Below are 19,286 nucleotides of genomic sequence, written 5' to 3'. Positions count from 1 at the left end.
CAGAAACCGATACCGTGTCAGTCGACGAAGACGACAGCGTCGTGATCGACGTGCTTGCCAATGACACGGACGTGGACGGTGACACGTTGACCATCGTGTCGTTCGGCCAAGGTGGTAGCGGGACCGTCACTCAGAACGCCGACGGCACGCTGACCTATACGCCAAACGCCGACTTCAACGGGCCCGATAGCTTCACCTACACCGTGTCTGACGGGCAGGGCGGCGAGTCGACGGCGAGCGTCAACATCACCGTGCAGCCCATCGGAGATCCCGACGGTGTCGTGGACGGTGAGGGCAGCGGGGAAGAGATGCTCGTCGGCTACGACGACTCCAACGACCCGACTGATGGTGGCGGCGACCTCATCACCGATGGCGACGACGTGATCGAGGGCAACGGCGGCGATGACACCATCGAAGCGGGCGGCGGCAACGACACCGTGTCCGGCGGCGACGATGATGACGTGATCGACGGCCAAGAAGGCAACGACGTCATCACGGGCGACGATGGGGATGACACCCTGGGCGGTGGCCTCGGACGCGACTCGCTCGACGGTGGCACCGGCGACGACTCCCTGGAGGGCGGATCTGGCTTCGACACGCTCGTTGGCGATGACGGCGACGATACGCTGGACGGCGGCAGCGGTGCCGACGACCTGGACGGTGGCGACGGCGACGACGACCTGATCGGCGGCGGCGGCCTCGACACCCTCGAAGGTGGCAGCGGCGCGGACACCTTGGACGGTGGTCGCGGGTCGGACAGCTTGTCTGGCGGTGACGATGACGACGAGATTGATGGCGGCGACGGCCAGGACACGATCCTGGGTGGCGACGGTAACGATACGATCGTCTCGGGGGATCGCGGCGCGTCGGATCTAGGCTATCCTGGTATCTTCACCCCGGATGCTGACCCGGAGAACGACCGGGATAGTGTCGACGGCGGCGCGGGCGATGATGACATTTTCACCGGCGATGACGCGGATACGATCACAGGCGGCGATGGCGACGATACTATCGACGCTGGAAAGGATGCTGACGAGGTCGATGGCGGCGACGGCGACGATGAGATCATCGGCGGCGAAGGCTCTGACACGATTTTGGCCGGTGACGGCGACGATACCGTCTTTGGTGGCCTGGGTCCGAACTTCCCCGATCTGATCAACATCATCGACGAACCTGGTGCCGGCAACGGCGACCTTGTCGAAGATAACGGCAAGGACGTCATCGACGGCGGAGACGGCAACGACCTGATCTTTGGCGAGGATGACGATGACACGCTGATCGGCGGCAACGGCGACGACACGCTAGATGGCGGGATCGACGATGACAGCCTGGAGGGCGGTCGCGGAGACGACAGCCTGATTGGTGGCCAAGGCGATGACCTGCTCGAAGGCAACTCCGGCGACGACACCTTGGAAGGTGGCGACGGCGACGACAGCCTGTCGGGCGCGGCCAATGACGACGTTCTGCTGGGCGGTGCTGGGAATGATACCATCACCGGCGATGGCGGGAACGACTTCATCGATGGCGGTGAAGGCGACGATGTGATCCGCTCCGGCAACGGTGAGGACACGGTCGACGGCGGCGCGGGCAACGACTCGATCTCCGGTGGGGCCGAGGCGGATATGTTGTCGGGTGGCGATGACCGCGATGTCTTCACCAACGTCAACGCGGGCGACATGATCGACGGCGGCGGCGGCGGCGATGACTTCGATACGTTGGACCTGCGCGGCGATGGTGTCGATTTCATCACCTATACCTCGCCCGACCGCGAAGATGGTGTGATCACATTCCTGGACGGTGGCACGGCGAAGTTTGAGGAGATCGAGAACGTCATACCCTGCTTCACGCCGGGCACGTTGATCGCCACGCCAATGGGTGAAGTGCCGGTCGAAGGCCTGGTGGCCGGGGATCGTGTGATCACACGGGACAACGGTATCCAGGTGATCCGCTGGGTCGGTGCGCGCGAGATGCAAAGCGCCGAAATGGTGGAAAATCCCGCCTTCTGCCCGGTGATGATCCGTCAGGGCGCCTTGGGCCATGGCCTGCCGGAGCGTGACATGATCGTCTCACCCCAGCACCGCGTGCTGATCGCGAACGATGAAACCATGCTCTACTTCGACGAGCGTGAGGTTCTGGTGGCGGCCAAGCACCTGGTCGGTCGCCCGGGGATCGAGCGGATGGACGCGGTCGAGACGACCTATGTCCACGTGATGTTCGACAACCACGAAGTGATCCTGTCGGACGGTGCCTGGACCGAGAGCTTCCAGCCTGGTGACCAAACCCTCGGTGGCTTGGCTGAGGCGCAGCGTGCCGAGATCCTTGCGATCTTCCCCGAGCTTTCGGAGGCCGAAGGCCGCGAAGCCTATGTGGCGGCCCGTCGGTCCTTGAAGCGGCGCGAAGCTGAGCTGCTGGTGAAGTAAGCAACGCCGGTCCGTTAGGGATCGGAACGAGAAAATTCGGGGCGTGCAGGATCCTGCGCGCCCCGTTCTCTGTTTATGCCCCCGATGAAGCGTGTTAAGCGCAGGCAAACAAGTTGCGCGGAGGGGATATGCGGCGCTGGCATTTCTTTGTGATGGGCTTCATCGCCCTTGTCTTCGGTCTCCTCTCATTGGCTGAGTACGTCCTGGTTTCCTACGGGCTGATGCTTGGTTGGCTGGCGTTTTATCCGCCAGAACAGGTCGAGTGGCTGACGTCCTTGCCCAATTGGGTACATGGGGTCTGGGCTGCACAGGCGGTTCTCGCGCTCGTGGGGGCGTTGTGCCTCTTGGCCCATCTGCGGCCCGCAGTTTGGATGCTCGGCCTGTCGTTCATCGCGTTGCTGGTCCTCTACGTCTGGGCGCTTTTCGTCGCTACGCCGACACTGATCGCTCTGGTCGGTGGGGGCTGGTTGGCTTGGGTGACCCTTGGCTTGGTCGCCGCGCTCAGCTTCCTTGTGTATTTGTACGCACGCCAGGAAAAGCAGGTCGGCGAAGTCCTCTGACCCGCTTGCCCAGCCATCCGTCCGCTGCTAGGTCCACCCGACTATAACGGTCGGGTATTTCAAGACTATGGAAGCACGTCTGCGTACCGAGGGATTGGTTCGGCGATTCCGCGGGGAAACCGTGGTGGATGGCATCGACTTGGCGGTTGCGCCCGGCAAGGTGACCTGTTTGCTCGGGCCTTCGGGGTGCGGGAAATCGACAACGCTCCGGATTATTGCTGGCGTGGATCGCCAGGATGCTGGCTGCGTCTGGTTGAATGGCGAGGTCGTTTCCGACGACACGCGACACCTCCCGCCGGAGGCGCGCGGGGTTGGCTTGATGTTTCAAGACTTTGCGCTTTTCCCGCATTTGACCGTGGCGCAAAATGTTGCCTTTGGCCTGCCCAAGCGACAAGCGGCCGGGGCCCGCGTGGCTGAGCTTTTGGCGAAGGTTGACCTGACGGGCTACGACGACAAACATCCCCATGAATTATCTGGTGGCGAGCAGCAGAGGGTCGCCTTGGCGCGCGCCCTAGCGCCACGTCCGCGCGTTATGCTGATGGACGAGCCGTTCTCCGGTCTCGACAATCGGCTGCGCGACGGTATCCGGGATGCGACCCTCGCGGTGTTGAAAGAGGAGGGCACTGCCGTCCTCCTTGTGACCCATGAGCCCGATGAAGCCATGCGGATGGCCGATGAAATCGCTTTGATGCGCGGCGGCAAGATTGTGCAGCAGGCAGCGCCCTATAACATCTATAATGCGCCGATTGATCCTGCGGCAGCGGCCTTCTTCAGTGATATCAATAAATTATCAGGCGTTGTTCATGGCGCGTTGACGCAGACACCCTTTGGTCAGTTCCTGGCACCTGGGGTGCCTGACGGGACAGCGGTCGACATCATTTTCCGCCCGCAACACGTTCGTATTGACTTTGATCGCCAGGGCCGGGGGCCGAATCCGACGGCCTCAGACGGGGCGCCAGCGCGGGGCGTTGTGCAACGGGCGCGCTTCATGGGGAAAGAAAGCCTGGTTGAGTTTTTGATGGATGACGGCGTCAGTGTTGTGACCGCCACGGTGCCTGCGGTGTTTTTGCCGAAAGAGGGCACGATCCTCTGGCTGTCCATACGCCGCGACAGGTGTTTCGTCTTTCCACGATGAAGGTTTTGTCGGACGAACGACAAAAACCGCCCAGAGGCGGCTCACGCGGTACCGACTGGGACCGGTCAGGCGGCTTAGCGCCCCCAGGTCCGGACGACGCCGCAATCCACATGCACGAAGTTTGAGCCAGAGTAACGACCAACGCCGCCTGCGCCGCAGGACGCGGCTGCGCGTGCAACTTGGCTGACGGAGCGGGACGACAACCGAAGATCCGCTGCTTGTCCCTTGAGGTGCAAAGAGTTACGCGCCACACCGCCCGACCGCCGACGCAACATGGCGTTCGTCGCGGGGGAGCGATAGCCTGACAGCAACATGAACGGTTCAGATGCGTCTACGAGGTTGTGGGTCGCGGCAATGATATCGACCGTGCGATTGTCGATCTGCTTCACTTCGTTGCGGCGCCAATCGCGGAAGAAGAAGTTAATCTCCTTCAGGGCGTCGCGCACGTAGCGGCCCTCGATCCAGTAGATCGTGTCCATGGATTCGCCGGTTCGAGCGTTGTGCATCTTCACGCGGCGAATATCGCCAGCCCCTCGAAGGAACCCGGCTGCATTGGAGTAGGTGGGTGCGGCGACCACGGCTGTGGCGGCGAATGCACTGAGAAGTCCGCGGCGCGATATGCACGCCGATCCTGTCTGTGTCCTATCGGTCACTTTAGCCCCATTCACTGTTCGACCGTCTGCGCGGTCTCTTATGTCTCATCCCCATGTGACCGGCTCGATGTGCCACGGATCCGGTGATTCCCGAATACCCACACGGCGTGGGTAGTTTTTGAGCAAAAATCCGCCAATTGTGCCGGTCGCGGGTGGTTTGCATCCGCCTGTTGCTGGAATGCCTAAACGGCAACCTTTGAGAAATCGTGAATAGACAGGACAGGCGGTGTCCTTAAGGTGATGAAAATCGTTTCAAAAGGATAGGTTCGATGGTTTCCAGACGCCGTTTTTCCGCCTTGGCACTTGCCCTCACCTTGGCTGTGTCGCCAGCGGTTCAGGCAGCGCCACTTGTTTCGCCGTTGCAACAGTCGGTTGCACAGGCCGCTACGCAAGATGAATCCATTGCAGCGTTTTACCGAAACCGAGATTTCGCTCCCATTTGGATGGGTGAAGGGGCGGAACATCGCCGGGCGGCGTTTCTCTGGGCGCTAGATGCCGCCGATGACCACGGTTTGCCTGCGGGGCGCTACGATGCGGAGACGATCCGCGCGGAGTTTGCAGCAGCGCGGAGTCCGGCGGATCTGGGCGCGCTTGAAGTCGAGATGACCCGGCGTTTCTTGCGGTATGCGCAAGATGTGAGTTCAGGGATTCTGGATCCCCGCAAGGTCGACAGCACGATCAAGGTCGACGTGCCAAAGCGCGATTGGCTGGAGCAGATCACCGCCTTCACGGATGGTGATCCCTACGCCTTCGTCCAGGCGCTCTGGCCGACCTCTCCGGCTTACACGCGGCTGCTGCGTGAAAAGCTGCGTCTGGAGGAGGTGCGCACGGCGGGCGGTTGGGGACCCGCTGTCAGCGCCGGGAGCCTAAGACCTGGATCCGAAGGGCGCGCGGTTGTCGAACTACGGAACCGCTTGATCCGTATGGGGTATCTGCGCCGGTCCGCCGTCGCGGCCTATGACGCTGAGTTGGAAGCCGCCGTACGCGAATTCCAGATCGACCACGGGCTAACCCCAGATGGAACGGCAGGTGCGGCGACGATCTCCGCCATCAACGTGTCGCTGGATGACCGCATGGCGCAGATCATCATCGGTCTGGAACGTCAGCGGTGGATGAACAAGCCGTTGGAGCCACGCCATATTCTGGTGAACTTGGCAGAGCAGCACGCCTATGTCGTTGACGATGGCAAGGTCACGTTCGACACCGTTGTCGTCGTGGGCGCGGACACACCGGATCGCCGCACCCCGGAGTTCAGCCACACGATGACCCATATGGTCATCAACCCGTATTGGCACGTGCCTCGGTCGATCACCGTGAACGAGTATTTGCCCGCATTGCGTCGTGGCGGCGCTCGCCATCTGGAGATCTATAGCCGCAACGGTCGCGTGAGCCGGTCGAACATCAACTTCAGTCGTTACACGGCATCGAACTTCCCGTTCAGCCTTAAGCAGCCGCCGGGACCTCGCAACGCACTGGGGCGGGTGAAGTTTATGTTCCCAAACCAGTACAACATCTATCTGCACGACACGCCTGCGAAGAACCTGTTTAGCCGCGATCTGCGGACGTTCAGCCACGGCTGCGTGCGGGTCGAGCGCCCGTTTGAACTGGCCTACCACCTGCTGGCGCCTCAGTCCGAGACGCCCAAGGAGGACTTTCAGAGCATTCTGCGGACTGGCAACGAACGTCGCGTGGATCTGGAAACCCCAGTGGGCGTCCACATTGTTTACTGGTCCGCGTGGGTCACGCCGCTGGGGCGCGCGAACTACCGCGGCGATCCCTATGACCGGGACACGAAGCTGATGCGTGCTCTGCGCGAGGCCGGGGTGGAACTGGACGGTCGGCGTAGTTAAATCCGCCGGGGGCGTCAGAGTCCCCCGGGGAAAGACCATGTTCACACTGAACGACATCGCCGTTGCCCTAAACCGACCGGTCGAGGGCGACGGAACACTCCAATTCGCCAAAGCGGCGGAGCCGGGGCGCGCTGGCCCCAACGACCTGGCCTTGGCCATGGTCCCCACCTACAGCGAGGCGCTGGCAGCGGGCCAAGCCCAGGCTGCCATCCTATGGGAGGGGGCCGACTGGCAAGCCATGGGGCTGCGTGGGGCGGTCACCGTGCCCCGGGCGCGGCTGGCTATGGCGCGGATCACGGCCGTCTTGGACCCCGGGCCGGATCTGGCCGGGGGCATCATCCACCCAACGGCCCAGGTTCATAGTGATGCTCAAATCGGAGAGAACGTGTCGCTAGGGGCCTATGTCACAGTGGGGGCCGGGGCCAAGATCGGTGCGGGCAGCCGGTTGGCCGCCCATGTGAGCGTCGCCGAAGGCGCCCAAATCGGGCGTGATGCGTTGATCCATCCGCGCGTGACCATTGGGGCGCGCGTTACCATTGGCGACCGCTTCACATGTCAGCCCGGGGCGGTGATCGGGGGCGATGGTTTCAGCTTTGTGACGGAACAGGAATCAGGTGTTGAAAAAGCCCGGAAGACATTGGGCGATCAGGGCGCGATCACGGAACAGCCTTGGGTGCGAATCCACTCACTCGGCTCGGTCAGCATCGGTGACGACGTGGAGGTGGGGGCAAACACCTGCATCGATAAAGGGACCGTGGCGGACACTACCGTTGGGCGGGGCACGAAGATCGATAACCTCGTACACATCGGACACAACAACCGCATCGGCGAAGACTGCCTCATCTGCGGTCAGGTGGGGATGGCGGGCGGATCGACCATTGGCAACCGCGTCGTTCTGGGGGGCCAATGTGGGGTCAACGACAACATCAGCATCGGGGACGATGTGGTTGCCGGCGGTGCGACCAAGATCTTTACCCGGGTCGCCTCGGGCGCGGTCATTCTGGGCTACCCAGCCGTCAAAATGGACAGTCATGTCGCTAGCTACAAAGCGATCCGGCGTCTGCCGCGCTTAGCCGAACAAGTGGCTGAGCTTCGCAAAACTGTCGCAAACCTGGTACAAAGCAGCCGCCATGACACATGACGACATTCGCACCCGCGTGCATGAGATTATCGCCGAACAAGCCATGATCGACCCTTCGGACATCACCGATGACGCCAGCCCCGCCGATCTTGGTGTGGACAGCATGGGCGTCGTCGAGACGATTTTTGCGATCGAAGAGGCCTTCGATGTGCAGGTGCCCTTCAATGCCAATGAACCCGGCAAATCGGACTTCGATATCTCGACCGTTGGCGCCATCGTTCAAGCGGTCCAGAGCCTCGTAACACAGCAGCAGGGCTGATGCGGCGCGTTGTCATCACCGGTGCGGGAACGATTAACGCTTTGGGCGGGTCCGTTGCCGATACCTTTGAGGCGTTCCGCGAAGGGCGATGCGCCATCGGGCCGCTCGACATCCGCGACGTGGACCGCCTGACCATCGGGATCGGCGCGCAGGTGGCGGGCTACGATCAGGCGGCCCATTTCAATCGACAGCAAATCGCGTTGTTCGACAGGTACACCCAGTTCGCGATCCTCGCGGCGCGGGAGGCAATTGGACAGTCCGGCTTGACCTTCACTGGGGATCTGGCGGCGCGGGCAGGCGTGATCCTGGGCACATCGGGTGGCGGTCTCAACACCCAGGATGAGAACTATCGTGTGGTTTACGAAGAGGGGAAGAACCGCGTCCATCCCTTTGTCGTACCAAAACTCATGAACAACGCGGCTGCGGCCCATCTCAGCATGGAATGGAACCTGAAAGGGCCGTCCTTCACTGTGGCAACCGCCTGCGCGAGCAGCAATCACGCCATTGGCCAAGCCTTCCAGTTTGTCCGATCCGGTATGGCCGATGTCATGGTGACAGGCGGGGCGGAGGCAATGCTGTGTTTTGGTGGCGTCAAAGCCTGGGAGGGTCTGCGCGTCATGAGCCGGGACACCTGCCGTCCGTTCTGCGCGACGCGATCCGGCATGGTCCAAGGCGAAGGGGCCGGGGTCTTTGTGCTAGAGGATTATGAGCACGCGCGCGCCCGTGGGGCGGAAATTCTGGCCGAGATTGCAGGTGTCGCCATGACGTCCGATGCGTCGGACATCGTGATGCCGTCCCGGCAGGGTGCCGAACGGGCGATGATTGGGGCATTGCGCGATGCGCGGCTCAACCCAGAGGACATTGGCTATATCAACGCCCATGGCACCGGCACTGCGGCCAATGACAAAACGGAGTGCGCGGCAGTCGCCCATGTGTTTGAGCGGCACGCCGACCGCCTGGCCATATCTTCGACCAAGTCCATGCACGGCCATTGCATCGGAGCGACCGGGGCGGTGGAGCTGTTGGCCTGTGTCATGGCTTTGCGCGAGGGTGTCATCGCGCCGACCGCAAATTGGCAGGAGTTGGACCCGGAATGTGCGCTGGACGTTGTCCCGAACACAGCCCGAGAGGCGAAGATCACGGCCTGTCTGTCGAACGCCTTCGCGTTTGGCGGCATGAATGCCGTTTTGGCCCTGAAAACAGCCTAGGCCGGACGGACGATTAAAAGGATCGCGTCTATGTCATGCCCAGGTGCGGCCCGGACCCCGGACCGCGCCTGGGCACGGGTTTAGTTATTGTCGACGGTGACCGCTTGGTAGCCAGCGGTAAAGCCGGTCAGCGACATGGTTAGCTGCGCCGCTTGGTCGGGGGCCTGGGCCGGGACGACCACAACCGTCGCCTTGGCGCCGCGCCGGAAGGCCGCAACATCGGCCGCCGTGAAGCCCATCCGGGCGTAACAGCCGCTCGCGTCACAGAAGGAGTAGGGATACCGCCGCGCCTGGCCGCCATCGACCGTGACCGTAACCTGGGCGGTCAGAAGCGTACGCAGGGGCGTCAACAGGGTCCCGCCTGCGACAATCTCATTCCCGTCGGGCAGGTCAAAGATGTTGATGTCCGCCGTCGGATTGCCGGACTGGTCGCTCAGACGCTGGTACAGCTGGCAGGGATCGTCCTGGCCCTCGGGCGCCTCCAGGCAGCGGACTTCCCAGTCGCCGTGCTCTTCCCGAACATAGATGGCTGGCCCTTGGTTGGCCGGACGAACAGGTTCGCCGGTCGACAGCACCTCAGCCGCCGGATCGGTCGGCTGTTCGGCGGTTTCGGTGTCATCGGAGGCCGGCGCGGCGGATTCGGTGGAGGCTTCTGTCTCTTCCGCGGGGGTCTCGGTCGGTGTGTCTTGCGCAAAACTCGGCGCCGCGAAAGCCCAGGTCGCGGCGCAAACGGTGACGCCCATCAACCGCCACGACCGTGGCCCCAGTTTCCAATCAACCATCCTGACATCCCTCCGAGGATAAAATCGCTTCGACTGTCATGTAGCATGGGTGCGCCGGGCGTGCATCGCGATTTCCGCTTTGGGGGCGCGTCCTTGCCGGTTTTCAGAAGGTCTTGACAAAAAAGAAGAAAAGGGCCCGTGAGAAGGCCCTTTTCCGTCTTTTTTTCTCTCCCCGTCGGACTGGCCGACTTGATATGACCCGGACCCTAAGCAGCGTCCCAAGGGGCGTCAACCGCGTATTTTTGTTCTTTCGAAGAAACGATCCGCTTTCCGAGCCGCCGCGACCCTGTCCGAACATCTAGACAAAAAAACGCCGTGCGGGTGTAACGCCGCACGGCCAGTCGACAGGGAGGATGACGAGGTCGCAGGCTGTGCGCCCTCATCATCGTCTGTTATGCCTCAAAAACGTTAATGTAAGGCTAAGGTGGGGGCATTTGATGGGCGATAACGGGAAGACGGTCTTTGTCGGCGGGGGTGGCGAAGGCTACGGGACGGCCCAAGGGCTGCGGTTGGACTATGCCAATCGCCATGGTTTGATTGCCGGTGCGACGGGCACGGGTAAGACCGTGACGCTGCAAATCCTGGCCCAAGGGTTTTCCGATGCGGGCGTCCCGGTGTTTCTGTCCGATGTGAAGGGGGATCTCTCGGGTATGGCCGCCGCGGGATCCCCGTCGCACAAGCTCCATGGTCCCTTCACCGAACGCGCCCAGACAATCGGGCTGGATCTGACCTATCGCGCGTGCCCTGTCACGTTCTGGGATCTTTGGGGGAAGGCGGGGCACCCGGTGCGCACCACAGTCTCGGAAATGGGGCCGCTTCTTTTGGCTCGGCTTATGGACCTGACGGAGGCGCAGGAGGGCGTTCTGAACATCGCTTTCCGCGTGGCCGATGAGGAAGGGTGGGCACTGCTGGACCTGAAGGACTTGCAGGCTCTGTTGGTTTGGACGGGTGAAAACCGCAAAGACCTGGCCCTGCGCTATGGCAATATCTCCACCGCGTCGGTCGGTGCGATCCAGCGTCGGTTGCTGATGTTGGAGGGGCAGGGCGGTGACCTGCTGTTCGGTGAACCGGCGCTGGAGTTGTCGGACATCATACGGACCGACCCAGACGGTCGCGGACGCGTAAATATCCTCGCGGCAGACAAGCTGATGGCCGCACCGCGCCTCTATGCGACATTCCTGTTATGGTTGCTCAGCGAGTTGTTCGAGCAACTGCCCGAAGTCGGCGACCCGGATAAGCCAAAACTCGTCTTCTTCTTCGACGAAGCCCACTTGCTGTTTGACGACGCGCCGCGTGCCCTCGTTGACAAGGTGGAGCAGGTGGCGCGGCTGATCCGATCCAAAGGGGTCGGGGTCTACTTCGTGACCCAAAACCCAGACGACATTCCCGAAGACATCTTGGGCCAACTGGGCAACCGCGTGCAGCACGCCTTGCGGGCCTTTACCGCGAAGGACCGGCGCGCCCTGCGACAGGCCGCACAGAACTACCGCGAGAACCCGCGCTTTGACATCGAAGACGCCATTCGAGAGGTTGGCGTGGGCGAGGCGGTCACCTCTTTGTTAGAACGCAAGGGGATCCCCGGCGTGGCGGAGCGGACCTTGATCCGCCCTCCGGCATCGCAACTGGGCCCGATCACGGATGCGGAGCGGCGCGCGGTGATCAACGCATCGCCAATCGCGGGGCGATATGAGGCGACCATCGACCGCGAATCTGCCTTCGAGATCCTGACCGCCCGTGCCAAAGCCGCCGCCGAAGCCGCTGAGGCGGCGGAACGCGAGGAAGAAGAGGTCGAGGTCAGGGAGCGGGAATACAAGGCCGGACGCCGCTACACCGGTGGACGCGTCAGCCGCTCCACCGCCCGACCCCGCAGCCGTCGGGGCGATTCCGTCGTACAAGCCTTTGCCAAATCCATGGCGCGTAGCCTCGGCACGCGGGCGGGCAAAGCCATCGTTCGGGGGGTCTTGGGCGGCCTCTTTCGTGGGCGATGAGGCTACGGGCACCGCGCAAAACGGATGGGTTAGAGATCCGGGAGATCCACGCCGAAGGTTTGGCAACGGGTCACGCATCTTTCCGGGCCGATCCCATGGGGTGGGAGGAGTTCGACGCGGGCTTTGACCTAGCCATTGTGGCCGAACGCGATGGGATGCTTGCCGGATTCGCGGGGGTCGCGGGCACATCGAAGCGGGCAGTCTATTCCGGCGTCGGCGAGGTCAGCACCTATGTGGCCGCCCGCGCCGCTGGCCGCGGGATTGGTCGCGCGATGCTGGATCGGTTGATCGCGGACAGTGAGGCTGCAGGTTGGTGGACGTTGGTCGCCCAGATCTTCCCGGAGAACCGCGCGAGCCTGGCGCTGCACCGATCCTGCGGCTTTCAGGTGATTGGCACGCGCGAGCGGTTGGGCCGCATGGAACATGGCCCCTTGGTGGGTCGCTGGCGGGACGTCATCTTTCTGGAGCGGCGAAGCCCACATGTTGGTGACAGGTGATCGGCGCTTCCCTAGGTTGCGACGGGTAATGGTCTTTGGAGGTCACCTTGTGCGAAACTTGATTGTCATCGCCCTCATCGCTTGTGCCACCGTGGCACAGGCAAATCCGGGCTATCGCTGCAACGCCCATGGCGCCGTCATTATATCCGAGCCAGGGAAGACCTACTATCTGGGTAAGACCTGCGATGCGGCGACGGCGGATGGGGGCACGGGCCGATGGTGGTACAGCGCCTCCGCTCTGATCGTCGACATCCCGGGGGCGGGCTTGATGATTCGGTATGACGTTGAGTGCGATCTGCCTTATTGTCGGCCAGCGGGGTGACGATGGTCAGGCTACGACGGTCGGCCTAGCTGACAAGAGAGAGTGTCAGGGCCGTTCGGTGCCCTGATACTCACAGGACGTCACTCCCACTCGATGGTTCCAGGCGGTTTGGACGTGATGTCGTAGGTCACACGGTTGATCCCGGGAACCTCATTGATAATCCGCGTTGCGGTCTCGCCCAGAAACTCGTGGCTGAACGGATAGTAATCCGCCGTCATCCCGTCGACGCTGGTCACGGCACGAAGGGCACAGGCGTAGTCATACGTCCGGCCATCGCCCATAACGCCCACCGTGCGCACTGGGAGAATCGCAACAAACGCCTGCCAGATCTCATCGTAGAGGCCATGCTTGCGGATCTGGTCGATATAGACGGCGTCCGCCTCACGCAGAATGTCGAGTTTTGCGCGCGTGATCTCTCCGGGGCAGCGGATTGCAAGGCCGGGTCCGGGGAAGGGGTGGCGCCCGATAAAGCTGGGCGGGAGTCCAAGTTCACGGCCCAAGGCGCGGACCTCGTCCTTAAAGAGTTCCCGGAGCGGTTCGACCAGCTTCAGGCCCATCTTTTCGGGCAATCCGCCAACGTTGTGGTGGCTCTTGATCGTGACCGAAGGACCGCCACTAAACGACACTGATTCGATCACATCGGGGTAAAGCGTCCCCTGGGCAAGGAACGCCGCCCCCTCGATCTGGTCTGCGTATTTCTGGAAAACGTCGATGAAGAGCTTGCCGATGATCTTCCGCTTCGTCTCCGGGTCGCTGACGCCTTCCAACTCTCCTAGGAAGAGGTCTTGTTCCTCGGCGTGGATGACCGACAAGTTCATGTGATCGCGGAACATTCCCACGACCTCCGACGCCTCATCCTTCCGCAACAGGCCATGGTCGACGAAAACACAGGTGAGTTGATCGCCGATGGCCTCATGGATGAGGGCGGCCGCGACCGAACTGTCAACGCCGCCAGATAGGGCGCAGATCACACGCGCATCGCCGACCTGTTCCCGGATCGCGTTAACGGCTTGCTCCCGGTAACCGGCCATCGTCCAGTCGCCATCAAACCCCGCCAGCTGAACGAAGTTTTCGTACAGGCGGGATCCCTTCGGCGTGTGGTGGACCTCCGGGTGGAACTGCACCGCGTAAAAGCGACGGTCCGTGTCCGCTGTGATCGCGTAGGGCGCGTTGGGCGATGTCCCAAAGACCTGGAACCCGGGCGCCAAGCGGCTGACATGGTCGCCGTGGGACATCCATACCTGTTCCCGGCCCGTGCTGTCTGGTCCGGTGAACCATCCTTGCAACAAATCTAGGTCACCGACTGGCGAGACATGCGCGCGACCGAACTCCGCCGTGCCTCCGCCGCCAGAGATCTTGCCGCCATCCACTTGGCCGCCCAGCATCTGCATCATGACTTGCTGTCCGTAGCAGATCCCCAAAACGGGCACGCCCAGGTCAAACACCTTAGCCGGTGGACGAGGGGAGTCCGGGTTCACGACACTGGCCGGACCGCCAGACAGGATCACGGCTTTCGGTGCGAAATCGGCCAAAAAGTCAGCCGTCACGCGCTGGAACGGATGGATTTCGCAGTAGACGTTCAGCTCGCGGAGGCGGCGCGCGATGAGCTGGGTAACTTGGCTGCCGAAATCAATGATGAGGAGGCGATCATGGGATTTGGTCATGGCGTGGCTCTAGTGACGTCGCCCCTGCGCGGCAAGGGAAATGCTGCGCTCGCGCGCCTGCAGTGAGTGAGCAACCGTCCGGGGCTGCTGGCACCAGTGGTCTGCGAGCACGCGGGGCCAGGTGCCGCGCCCAAGGGGATCGGCCTGCTCCGGGGATCGGCCTGCTCATTGTACGGTCGCTTGCCACCATCTCGGGATTAATCGGCAGATGTCGTTTTTGCGCAGGAAAGGGCGTTCTTCGGGGCGGGAGAGCCACCAACCCCGCGTTACCCCTTAGCCATAGCTCTCGGAGGTGCGCGATATGGCAGAGACAGCACGCAGACGGCGCAGCGGCGGGGGCGCGGCGCGACGGGCCGCGCGCACCACGACGCAGGTCGAAACCGCCGCAACGATCCTGCGCAATATCCCAGACTTTGATCTGCTCAACGACGAAGCCTTGGAGATCATTGAAGCAAACGCGGAAACCGTCCTGGCGGAGGTGGGCGTCGCCTTTGTGGAAAACCCTGCGGCGCTGGCCCGTTGGCGCGATGCGGGGGCCGATGTTCAGGGCGAAACGGTGCGGCTGCCCCGTGGTCTGGCCCGCAAACTCTGCTCAAGCGCACCAAAGTCCTTCACTCAGATCGCGCGCAACCCGGACCGAGCCGTAGAGATCGGCGGTCGCAACCTTGTCCTCGCGCCGGTGTACGGCCCTCCTTTCGTCCGCGATGGGGGCGGGCGGCGCTACGCAACGATGGCCGATTTCGAAACCTTCGTGAAGCTGGGCCATATGTCCCCCTGGCTCCACCATTCGGGCGGGACGGTTTGCGAGCCGACGGATATACCGGTGAATAAACGCCATTTCGATATGCTGATGGCCCATATGACCCTGACCGACAAACCCTTCATGGGGTCCGTCACAGAGCCGAGCAGGGCCCGCGATTCTGTGGAGATGTGCGAGATCCTGTTTGGGGGACTCAAGGATCGAACGGCCATGGTGTCGCTCATCAACATTAATTCCCCGCTGACCTTTGATTCGATCATGATGGGCGCATTGGAGACCTACGCCACCGCGAATCAGGCGTGCATCATCTCTCCGTTTATCGTAGGCGGGGCCATGGCGCCCGTCTCGGTGGCGGGCACGCTGACCCAGGTTTTGGCCGAGGTCATGGCCGGGGTCGCCTATAGTCAGCTTGTTCGTCCCGGAGCGCCCGTGATCTTTGGCGCTTTCGTGACCTCCATCGATATGAACTCCGGCGCTCCGACCTTTGGGACGCCAGAGGCGGCGCAGATCACCTATGGTGCGGGGCAATTGGCGCGCCGCTTGGGGCTGCCGTATCGCAGCGGCGGGGCGTTTTGTGGGTCAAAGTTGCCCGACGCCCAAGCCGCCTACGAATCTGCCAATTCTTTGAATGCGGGGCTCCTCGCTGGCGTCAATTTCATGCTGCATGCCTGCGGGTGGCTCGAAGGGGGGCTGGTCGCGGATTTTGAGAAATTTGTCATGGATGCCGACCAGTTAGGGATTTTGCACAAGATGGCGCAGGGCGTGGCTGTCACCGATGAAAGCCAGGCGCTCGACGCGATCCGAGAGGTTGGACCGGGCGGCCATTACCTCGGATGCGCCCATACGCAGACCCACTATGAAAATGCGTTCTGGCGATCGGGGTTGCTTGACTACAAACCGTTTGAGACCTGGGCCGAGGAAGGGGCCCGCGACACCCGTGCGCTGGCCTCGGCCAAGGTCGAGGCGATGTTGGCGGCCTATGAGGCCCCTGCGCTCGACCCGGCGATCCGCGACGAGCTCCGCGACTACGTCGTGCGCCGGAAATCAGAGATGCCCGACGCCCATATCTGACGCGACTCAGGCGCCCCGGAACGCGCGCGCCTCGGCGAGGACAGCGACCAAGATATCCACATGGCGCGTCAGACTATAGGTTGAGGCTCCCGTGCGCCGCCGTTTCTCCAATTCGGCCTCGATGGGGAGCAATCTTTCCAAAGCGGCCCGCGCCGTTGGGGGAATCGCCACACGCAACATGCGCCGCAGGTCGCGTCGCCGCTCATACTCGTGACTGCCATGGCTGGCGGCCTGCACCAATAGGTCGGGACGGCGCATCACATTGAGTTCCTTTGTAATCTTGCACATTGTCTTGCCCCTTCGATCTGTGTGCCTTGCTTTTGACACAATGACCGATGCGCACATTCTGTTGCGCCAAGCGGTAATGGGGCGAACGGGCCATTCGGGTGTTTGCGTTTTGGAAACATTTCTTGCCCGTCTCGATAAGATTAACCAGTTGGTAACCAATCGAGGGTGAATTGGCGGAGTTTTCCACAACTCCCCGGAGCCCCCTATGTCCGTCCCCCCAACCCCAGACCAGATGGTTGCTGGATATCCCGAATGGGTGCCGCATTCCGCCAGGGTCTACGTGGCCCACGCCTATGGGGGACGCCCCCTGCGGACCGTTGCCGCCGAGCGGGGGTGTGCCGCGTCGACGGTCCTGCGTCAGGTCCGCCGCATTGAGCAACGCCGCGACGATCCCTTAGTGGACGACATGATCGAACGCCTCGCCCAGGTGGCTCAATCGGGACGGAACCCAAACGATGCGAAGGAAAGATCCGCGATGTCAGCCATGCCGGAACGCGCCGCCCTTGTCGACGATGCCACGCTCAACCGCGAAGCGAAGCGCGTGTTGCGTCGCCTGTGCGAAGCCAATGCGTTTCTTGCAGTCGGTCAGGGCATGCCCCAAGCGGCCGTCCTGCGCGAGGCGGGGGAGGCCCCGACACGGACCGCTACGCTGCCGCGAAACGTGGCCCAGGCCATGGTGCTGAAGGATTGGGTGTCGTGCTTCAAGGCGGGGCGGGTCACACGCTACCGCATCACGGAGCAGGGGCGCGCCGCGCTCAAACGTCTGTTGGGGGACGACCTCAAGCGTAAGGTCGAGGCCCGGGGCATGGCCGAGGCACCCAGCCCGTTCCTCACCCAACATATGGACGTGGTGGAACGGAACGTCGCCACCCCGGACGGGCCGGAGCGGCTGCGAGTGAACCTGGCCGAGTCGCCCCTGGGGATGCTCGCCCGAAAGAAGGACAAGGATGGCAAACCGTTCCTCCCCATGGACTTGGTGGTTGCCGGTGAGCGCCTGCGCGAAGACTTTGAGCGGGCGCAGATGGGGCCGCGCGTGGGTCAGAACTGGGATCGCTTCCTAACGGCCGGAGACCGGGGCAGCTTTGGCGCCGACGATGCCGTCAGCGGATCCGCCTCCGCCCGGGCGAAGGTGTCGGAGGCGTTGCGCGCCCTCGGACCCGGGCTGGGCGACGTGGTCTTGCGGGTCTGTTGTTTTCTCGAAGGTTTGGAAGCTGCGGAAAAGCGAATGGGCTGGTCGGCGCGTTCCGGAAAGATCGTCCTGCGGATCGCACTCCAACGTCTCAAGGACCATTACGACGGGGCAGGGACCTGACAAGGATGCGCAGGACAGACGCAAAAAGGCCCGGGCAATCCCGGGCCTTTGTCGTTGTTTGTGTCGCTTAGCGGTTTTCGACTTCGACGTAGTCCCGCTCACCCGCGCCCGTATAAAGCTGACGGGGACGACCGATTTTCAGCGACGGATCCGACAGCTGTTCCTTCCACTGGGAAATCCAACCGACCGTCCGCGACAGCGCAAAGATCGGCGTGAACATGGAGGTCGGGAAGCCCATCGCCTCCAGGATGATCCCGGAATAGAAGTCGACGTTCGGGAACAGCTTCTTCTCGGCGAAATACGGATCGGCCAGGGCCTGCTTCTCAAGCTCTTTAGCGACCTGAAGCGTCGGGTTGTTCTCGACGCCAAGCAGCTCAAGAACCTCGTCAGCGCTCTGCTTCATGACCGTCGCGCGCGGGTCGAAGTTCTTATACACCCGATGCCCGAAGCCCATCAGGCGGAAAGGATCGTTCTTATCCTTCGCGCGGGCGATGAACTCAGGGATACGATCCACGCTTCCGATTTCCCGCAGCATTTCCAGGCAAGCCTGGTTCGCGCCGCCATGGGCCGGACCCCAGAGACAGGCGATGCCCGCCGCGATGCAAGCGAAGGGGTTCGCCCCCGAAGACGAGGCCAGCCGCACGGTCGAGGTCGAGGCATTCTGCTCGTGATCCGCATGCAGGGTAAAGATCCGGTCCATGGCGCGGGCCAGAATCGGGTCGACCACGTATTCTTCGGCTGGGACCGCAAAGCACATGCGCAGGAAGTTCGACGCATAGTCCAAGTCATTGCGCGGGTACACGAAAGGCTGACCCACGGTGTATTTGTAGGCCCAGGCCGCGATCGTTGGCATCTTGGCGATCAGGCGGTGCGAGGCAATCTCGCGCTGGCGCGGATCGTTGATATCCGTGCTGTCGTGGTAGAAGGCCGACATGGCGCCGACGACGCCGACCATGACCGCCATGGGCGGCGCATCGCGACGGAACCCGCGGAAGAAGTTGCCCATCTGCTCGTGCAGCATGGTGTGCCGCGTGATGGTCGTCTCGAACTCTTCAAGCTGCGCGGCAGAGGGCAGTTCACCGTACAGCAGCAGGTAGCACACCTCTAGGTAGTGGGACTTCTCCGCCAGTTGCCCAATAGGATAGCCGCGGTGCAGCAGGATCCCGGCTTCGCCGTCGATATAGGTGATCTCGGACGTACAGGCCGCCGTCGATGTGAACCCCGGGTCGTAGGTGAAGACATCCGCCTTCCCATAGAGCTTACCGATATCGACAACGTCTGGCCCCGCTGTCGGTGTGTAGATCGGGAGGTCATAGCTCTCGCCGGCAATGGTCATCGTGGCGGTCTTGTCGGTGTCTGCCATGTTCGTCCTTTCG

Annotated in this window: 17 protein-coding genes; 12 read left to right on the top strand and 5 right to left on the bottom strand. The window is 62.5% G+C overall.

The features are described from left to right. The 3 genes from K5R33_RS13115 to K5R33_RS13105 form a co-directional block, all read left to right on the top strand. A partial coding sequence (locus K5R33_RS13115; RefSeq protein ID WP_220749485.1) for a Hint domain-containing protein occupies window positions 1-2,420 on the top strand: 2,420 nt, incomplete at its 5' end. 128 nt (window positions 2,421-2,548) lie between these two features. After that, entirely contained in the window at window positions 2,549-2,980 is a 432-nt protein-coding gene (locus K5R33_RS13110; RefSeq protein ID WP_220749484.1) for a hypothetical protein, read from the top strand. Window positions 2,981-3,047: 67 nt separating this feature from the next. Beyond that, the gene (locus tag K5R33_RS13105) at window positions 3,048-4,115 is read left to right on the top strand and encodes an ABC transporter ATP-binding protein (protein ID WP_220749483.1); all 1,068 of its coding nucleotides are present in this window, start codon (window positions 3,048-3,050) and stop codon (window positions 4,113-4,115) included. A 74-nt stretch (window positions 4,116-4,189) separates the two neighbouring features. On the opposite strand, the gene mepK is transcribed toward K5R33_RS13105, so the two are convergent. Next, window positions 4,190-4,768: a peptidoglycan L,D-endopeptidase MepK gene (gene mepK, locus K5R33_RS13100; RefSeq protein WP_220749482.1), complete on the bottom strand. Its 579-nt coding sequence runs from the start codon at window positions 4,766-4,768 to the stop codon at window positions 4,190-4,192. 269 nt (window positions 4,769-5,037) lie between these two features. On the opposite strand from mepK, the gene K5R33_RS13095 reads away from it, so the two are divergent. Genes K5R33_RS13095 through K5R33_RS13080 form a run of 4 tightly spaced genes read left to right on the top strand, consistent with a single transcriptional unit; the run spans window position 5,038 to window position 9,226 of the window. Next, window positions 5,038-6,618, top strand: a complete 1,581-nt coding sequence (locus K5R33_RS13095) for a L,D-transpeptidase family protein (protein ID WP_220749481.1) — start codon at window positions 5,038-5,040, stop codon at window positions 6,616-6,618. 37 nt (window positions 6,619-6,655) lie between these two features. Then, window positions 6,656-7,759, top strand: coding sequence for a UDP-3-O-(3-hydroxymyristoyl)glucosamine N-acyltransferase (locus K5R33_RS13090; protein WP_220749480.1), 1,104 nt, complete (start codon window positions 6,656-6,658; stop codon window positions 7,757-7,759). Then, on the top strand, window positions 7,749-8,018 hold the full coding sequence (locus K5R33_RS13085) for an acyl carrier protein (RefSeq protein WP_220749479.1): 270 nt from the start codon (window positions 7,749-7,751) through the stop codon (window positions 8,016-8,018). Before K5R33_RS13090 ends, K5R33_RS13085 begins: the two co-directional genes overlap by 11 nt. Beyond that, entirely contained in the window at window positions 8,018-9,226 is a 1,209-nt protein-coding gene (locus K5R33_RS13080; protein ID WP_220749478.1) for a beta-ketoacyl-[acyl-carrier-protein] synthase family protein, read from the top strand. The genes K5R33_RS13085 and K5R33_RS13080 overlap by 1 nt, the downstream gene beginning before the upstream one ends. An 80-nt stretch (window positions 9,227-9,306) precedes the next feature. Here K5R33_RS13080 and K5R33_RS13075 read toward each other — a convergent pair whose 3' ends face one another. Continuing rightward, window positions 9,307-10,008, bottom strand: a complete 702-nt coding sequence (locus K5R33_RS13075; RefSeq protein WP_255576390.1) for an invasion associated locus B family protein — start codon at window positions 10,006-10,008, stop codon at window positions 9,307-9,309. A gap of 437 nt (window positions 10,009-10,445) precedes the next feature. Here K5R33_RS13075 and K5R33_RS13070 point away from each other — a divergent pair, with 437 nt between their 5' ends. The 3 genes from K5R33_RS13070 to K5R33_RS13060 are packed head-to-tail and all read left to right on the top strand — an operon-like array spanning window position 10,446 to window position 12,815. Next, window positions 10,446-11,996, top strand: coding sequence for a helicase HerA-like domain-containing protein (locus K5R33_RS13070; protein WP_220749477.1), 1,551 nt, complete (start codon window positions 10,446-10,448; stop codon window positions 11,994-11,996). Further along, on the top strand, window positions 11,993-12,493 hold the full coding sequence (locus K5R33_RS13065) for a GNAT family N-acetyltransferase (RefSeq protein WP_220749476.1): 501 nt from the start codon (window positions 11,993-11,995) through the stop codon (window positions 12,491-12,493). Before K5R33_RS13070 ends, K5R33_RS13065 begins: the two co-directional genes overlap by 4 nt. 49 nt (window positions 12,494-12,542) lie before the next feature. Then, entirely contained in the window at window positions 12,543-12,815 is a 273-nt protein-coding gene (locus K5R33_RS13060) for a hypothetical protein (RefSeq protein WP_220749475.1), read from the top strand. An 80-nt stretch (window positions 12,816-12,895) separates the two neighbouring features. Here the strand turns inward: K5R33_RS13060 and guaA are convergent, their stop codons facing one another. After that, window positions 12,896-14,479, bottom strand: a complete 1,584-nt coding sequence (guaA, locus tag K5R33_RS13055; RefSeq protein WP_220749474.1) for a glutamine-hydrolyzing GMP synthase — start codon at window positions 14,477-14,479, stop codon at window positions 12,896-12,898. 301 nt (window positions 14,480-14,780) lie between these two features. Between guaA and K5R33_RS13050 the strand changes: the two genes are divergently transcribed. Further along, window positions 14,781-16,310: a trimethylamine methyltransferase family protein gene (locus K5R33_RS13050; protein ID WP_220749473.1), complete on the top strand. Its 1,530-nt coding sequence runs from the start codon at window positions 14,781-14,783 to the stop codon at window positions 16,308-16,310. Between the two features lie 6 nt (window positions 16,311-16,316). Here the strand turns inward: K5R33_RS13050 and K5R33_RS13045 are convergent, their stop codons facing one another. Further along, window positions 16,317-16,598 (bottom strand): DUF6477 family protein, encoded by a 282-nt coding sequence (locus K5R33_RS13045; protein WP_220749472.1) that lies wholly within the window; start codon window positions 16,596-16,598, stop codon window positions 16,317-16,319. 205 nt (window positions 16,599-16,803) lie between these two features. Here K5R33_RS13045 and K5R33_RS13040 point away from each other — a divergent pair, with 205 nt between their 5' ends. After that, complete coding sequence (locus K5R33_RS13040; protein ID WP_255576389.1) at window positions 16,804-17,910, top strand: DUF6456 domain-containing protein; 1,107 nt, start codon at window positions 16,804-16,806, stop codon at window positions 17,908-17,910. Between the two features lie 67 nt (window positions 17,911-17,977). Here K5R33_RS13040 and gltA read toward each other — a convergent pair whose 3' ends face one another. Beyond that, entirely contained in the window at window positions 17,978-19,273 is a 1,296-nt protein-coding gene (gltA, locus tag K5R33_RS13035) for a citrate synthase (RefSeq protein WP_220749471.1), read from the bottom strand. Window positions 19,274-19,286: the final 13 nt, after the last annotated feature.

The organism is Jannaschia pagri (assembly GCF_019655435.1).
In the GTDB taxonomy this organism is placed as follows: Bacteria; Pseudomonadota; Alphaproteobacteria; order Rhodobacterales; family Rhodobacteraceae; genus Jannaschia; species Jannaschia pagri.
Note: the sequence above shows the minus strand (reverse complement) of the source record. Positions and strands in the feature narration are given on the sequence as shown.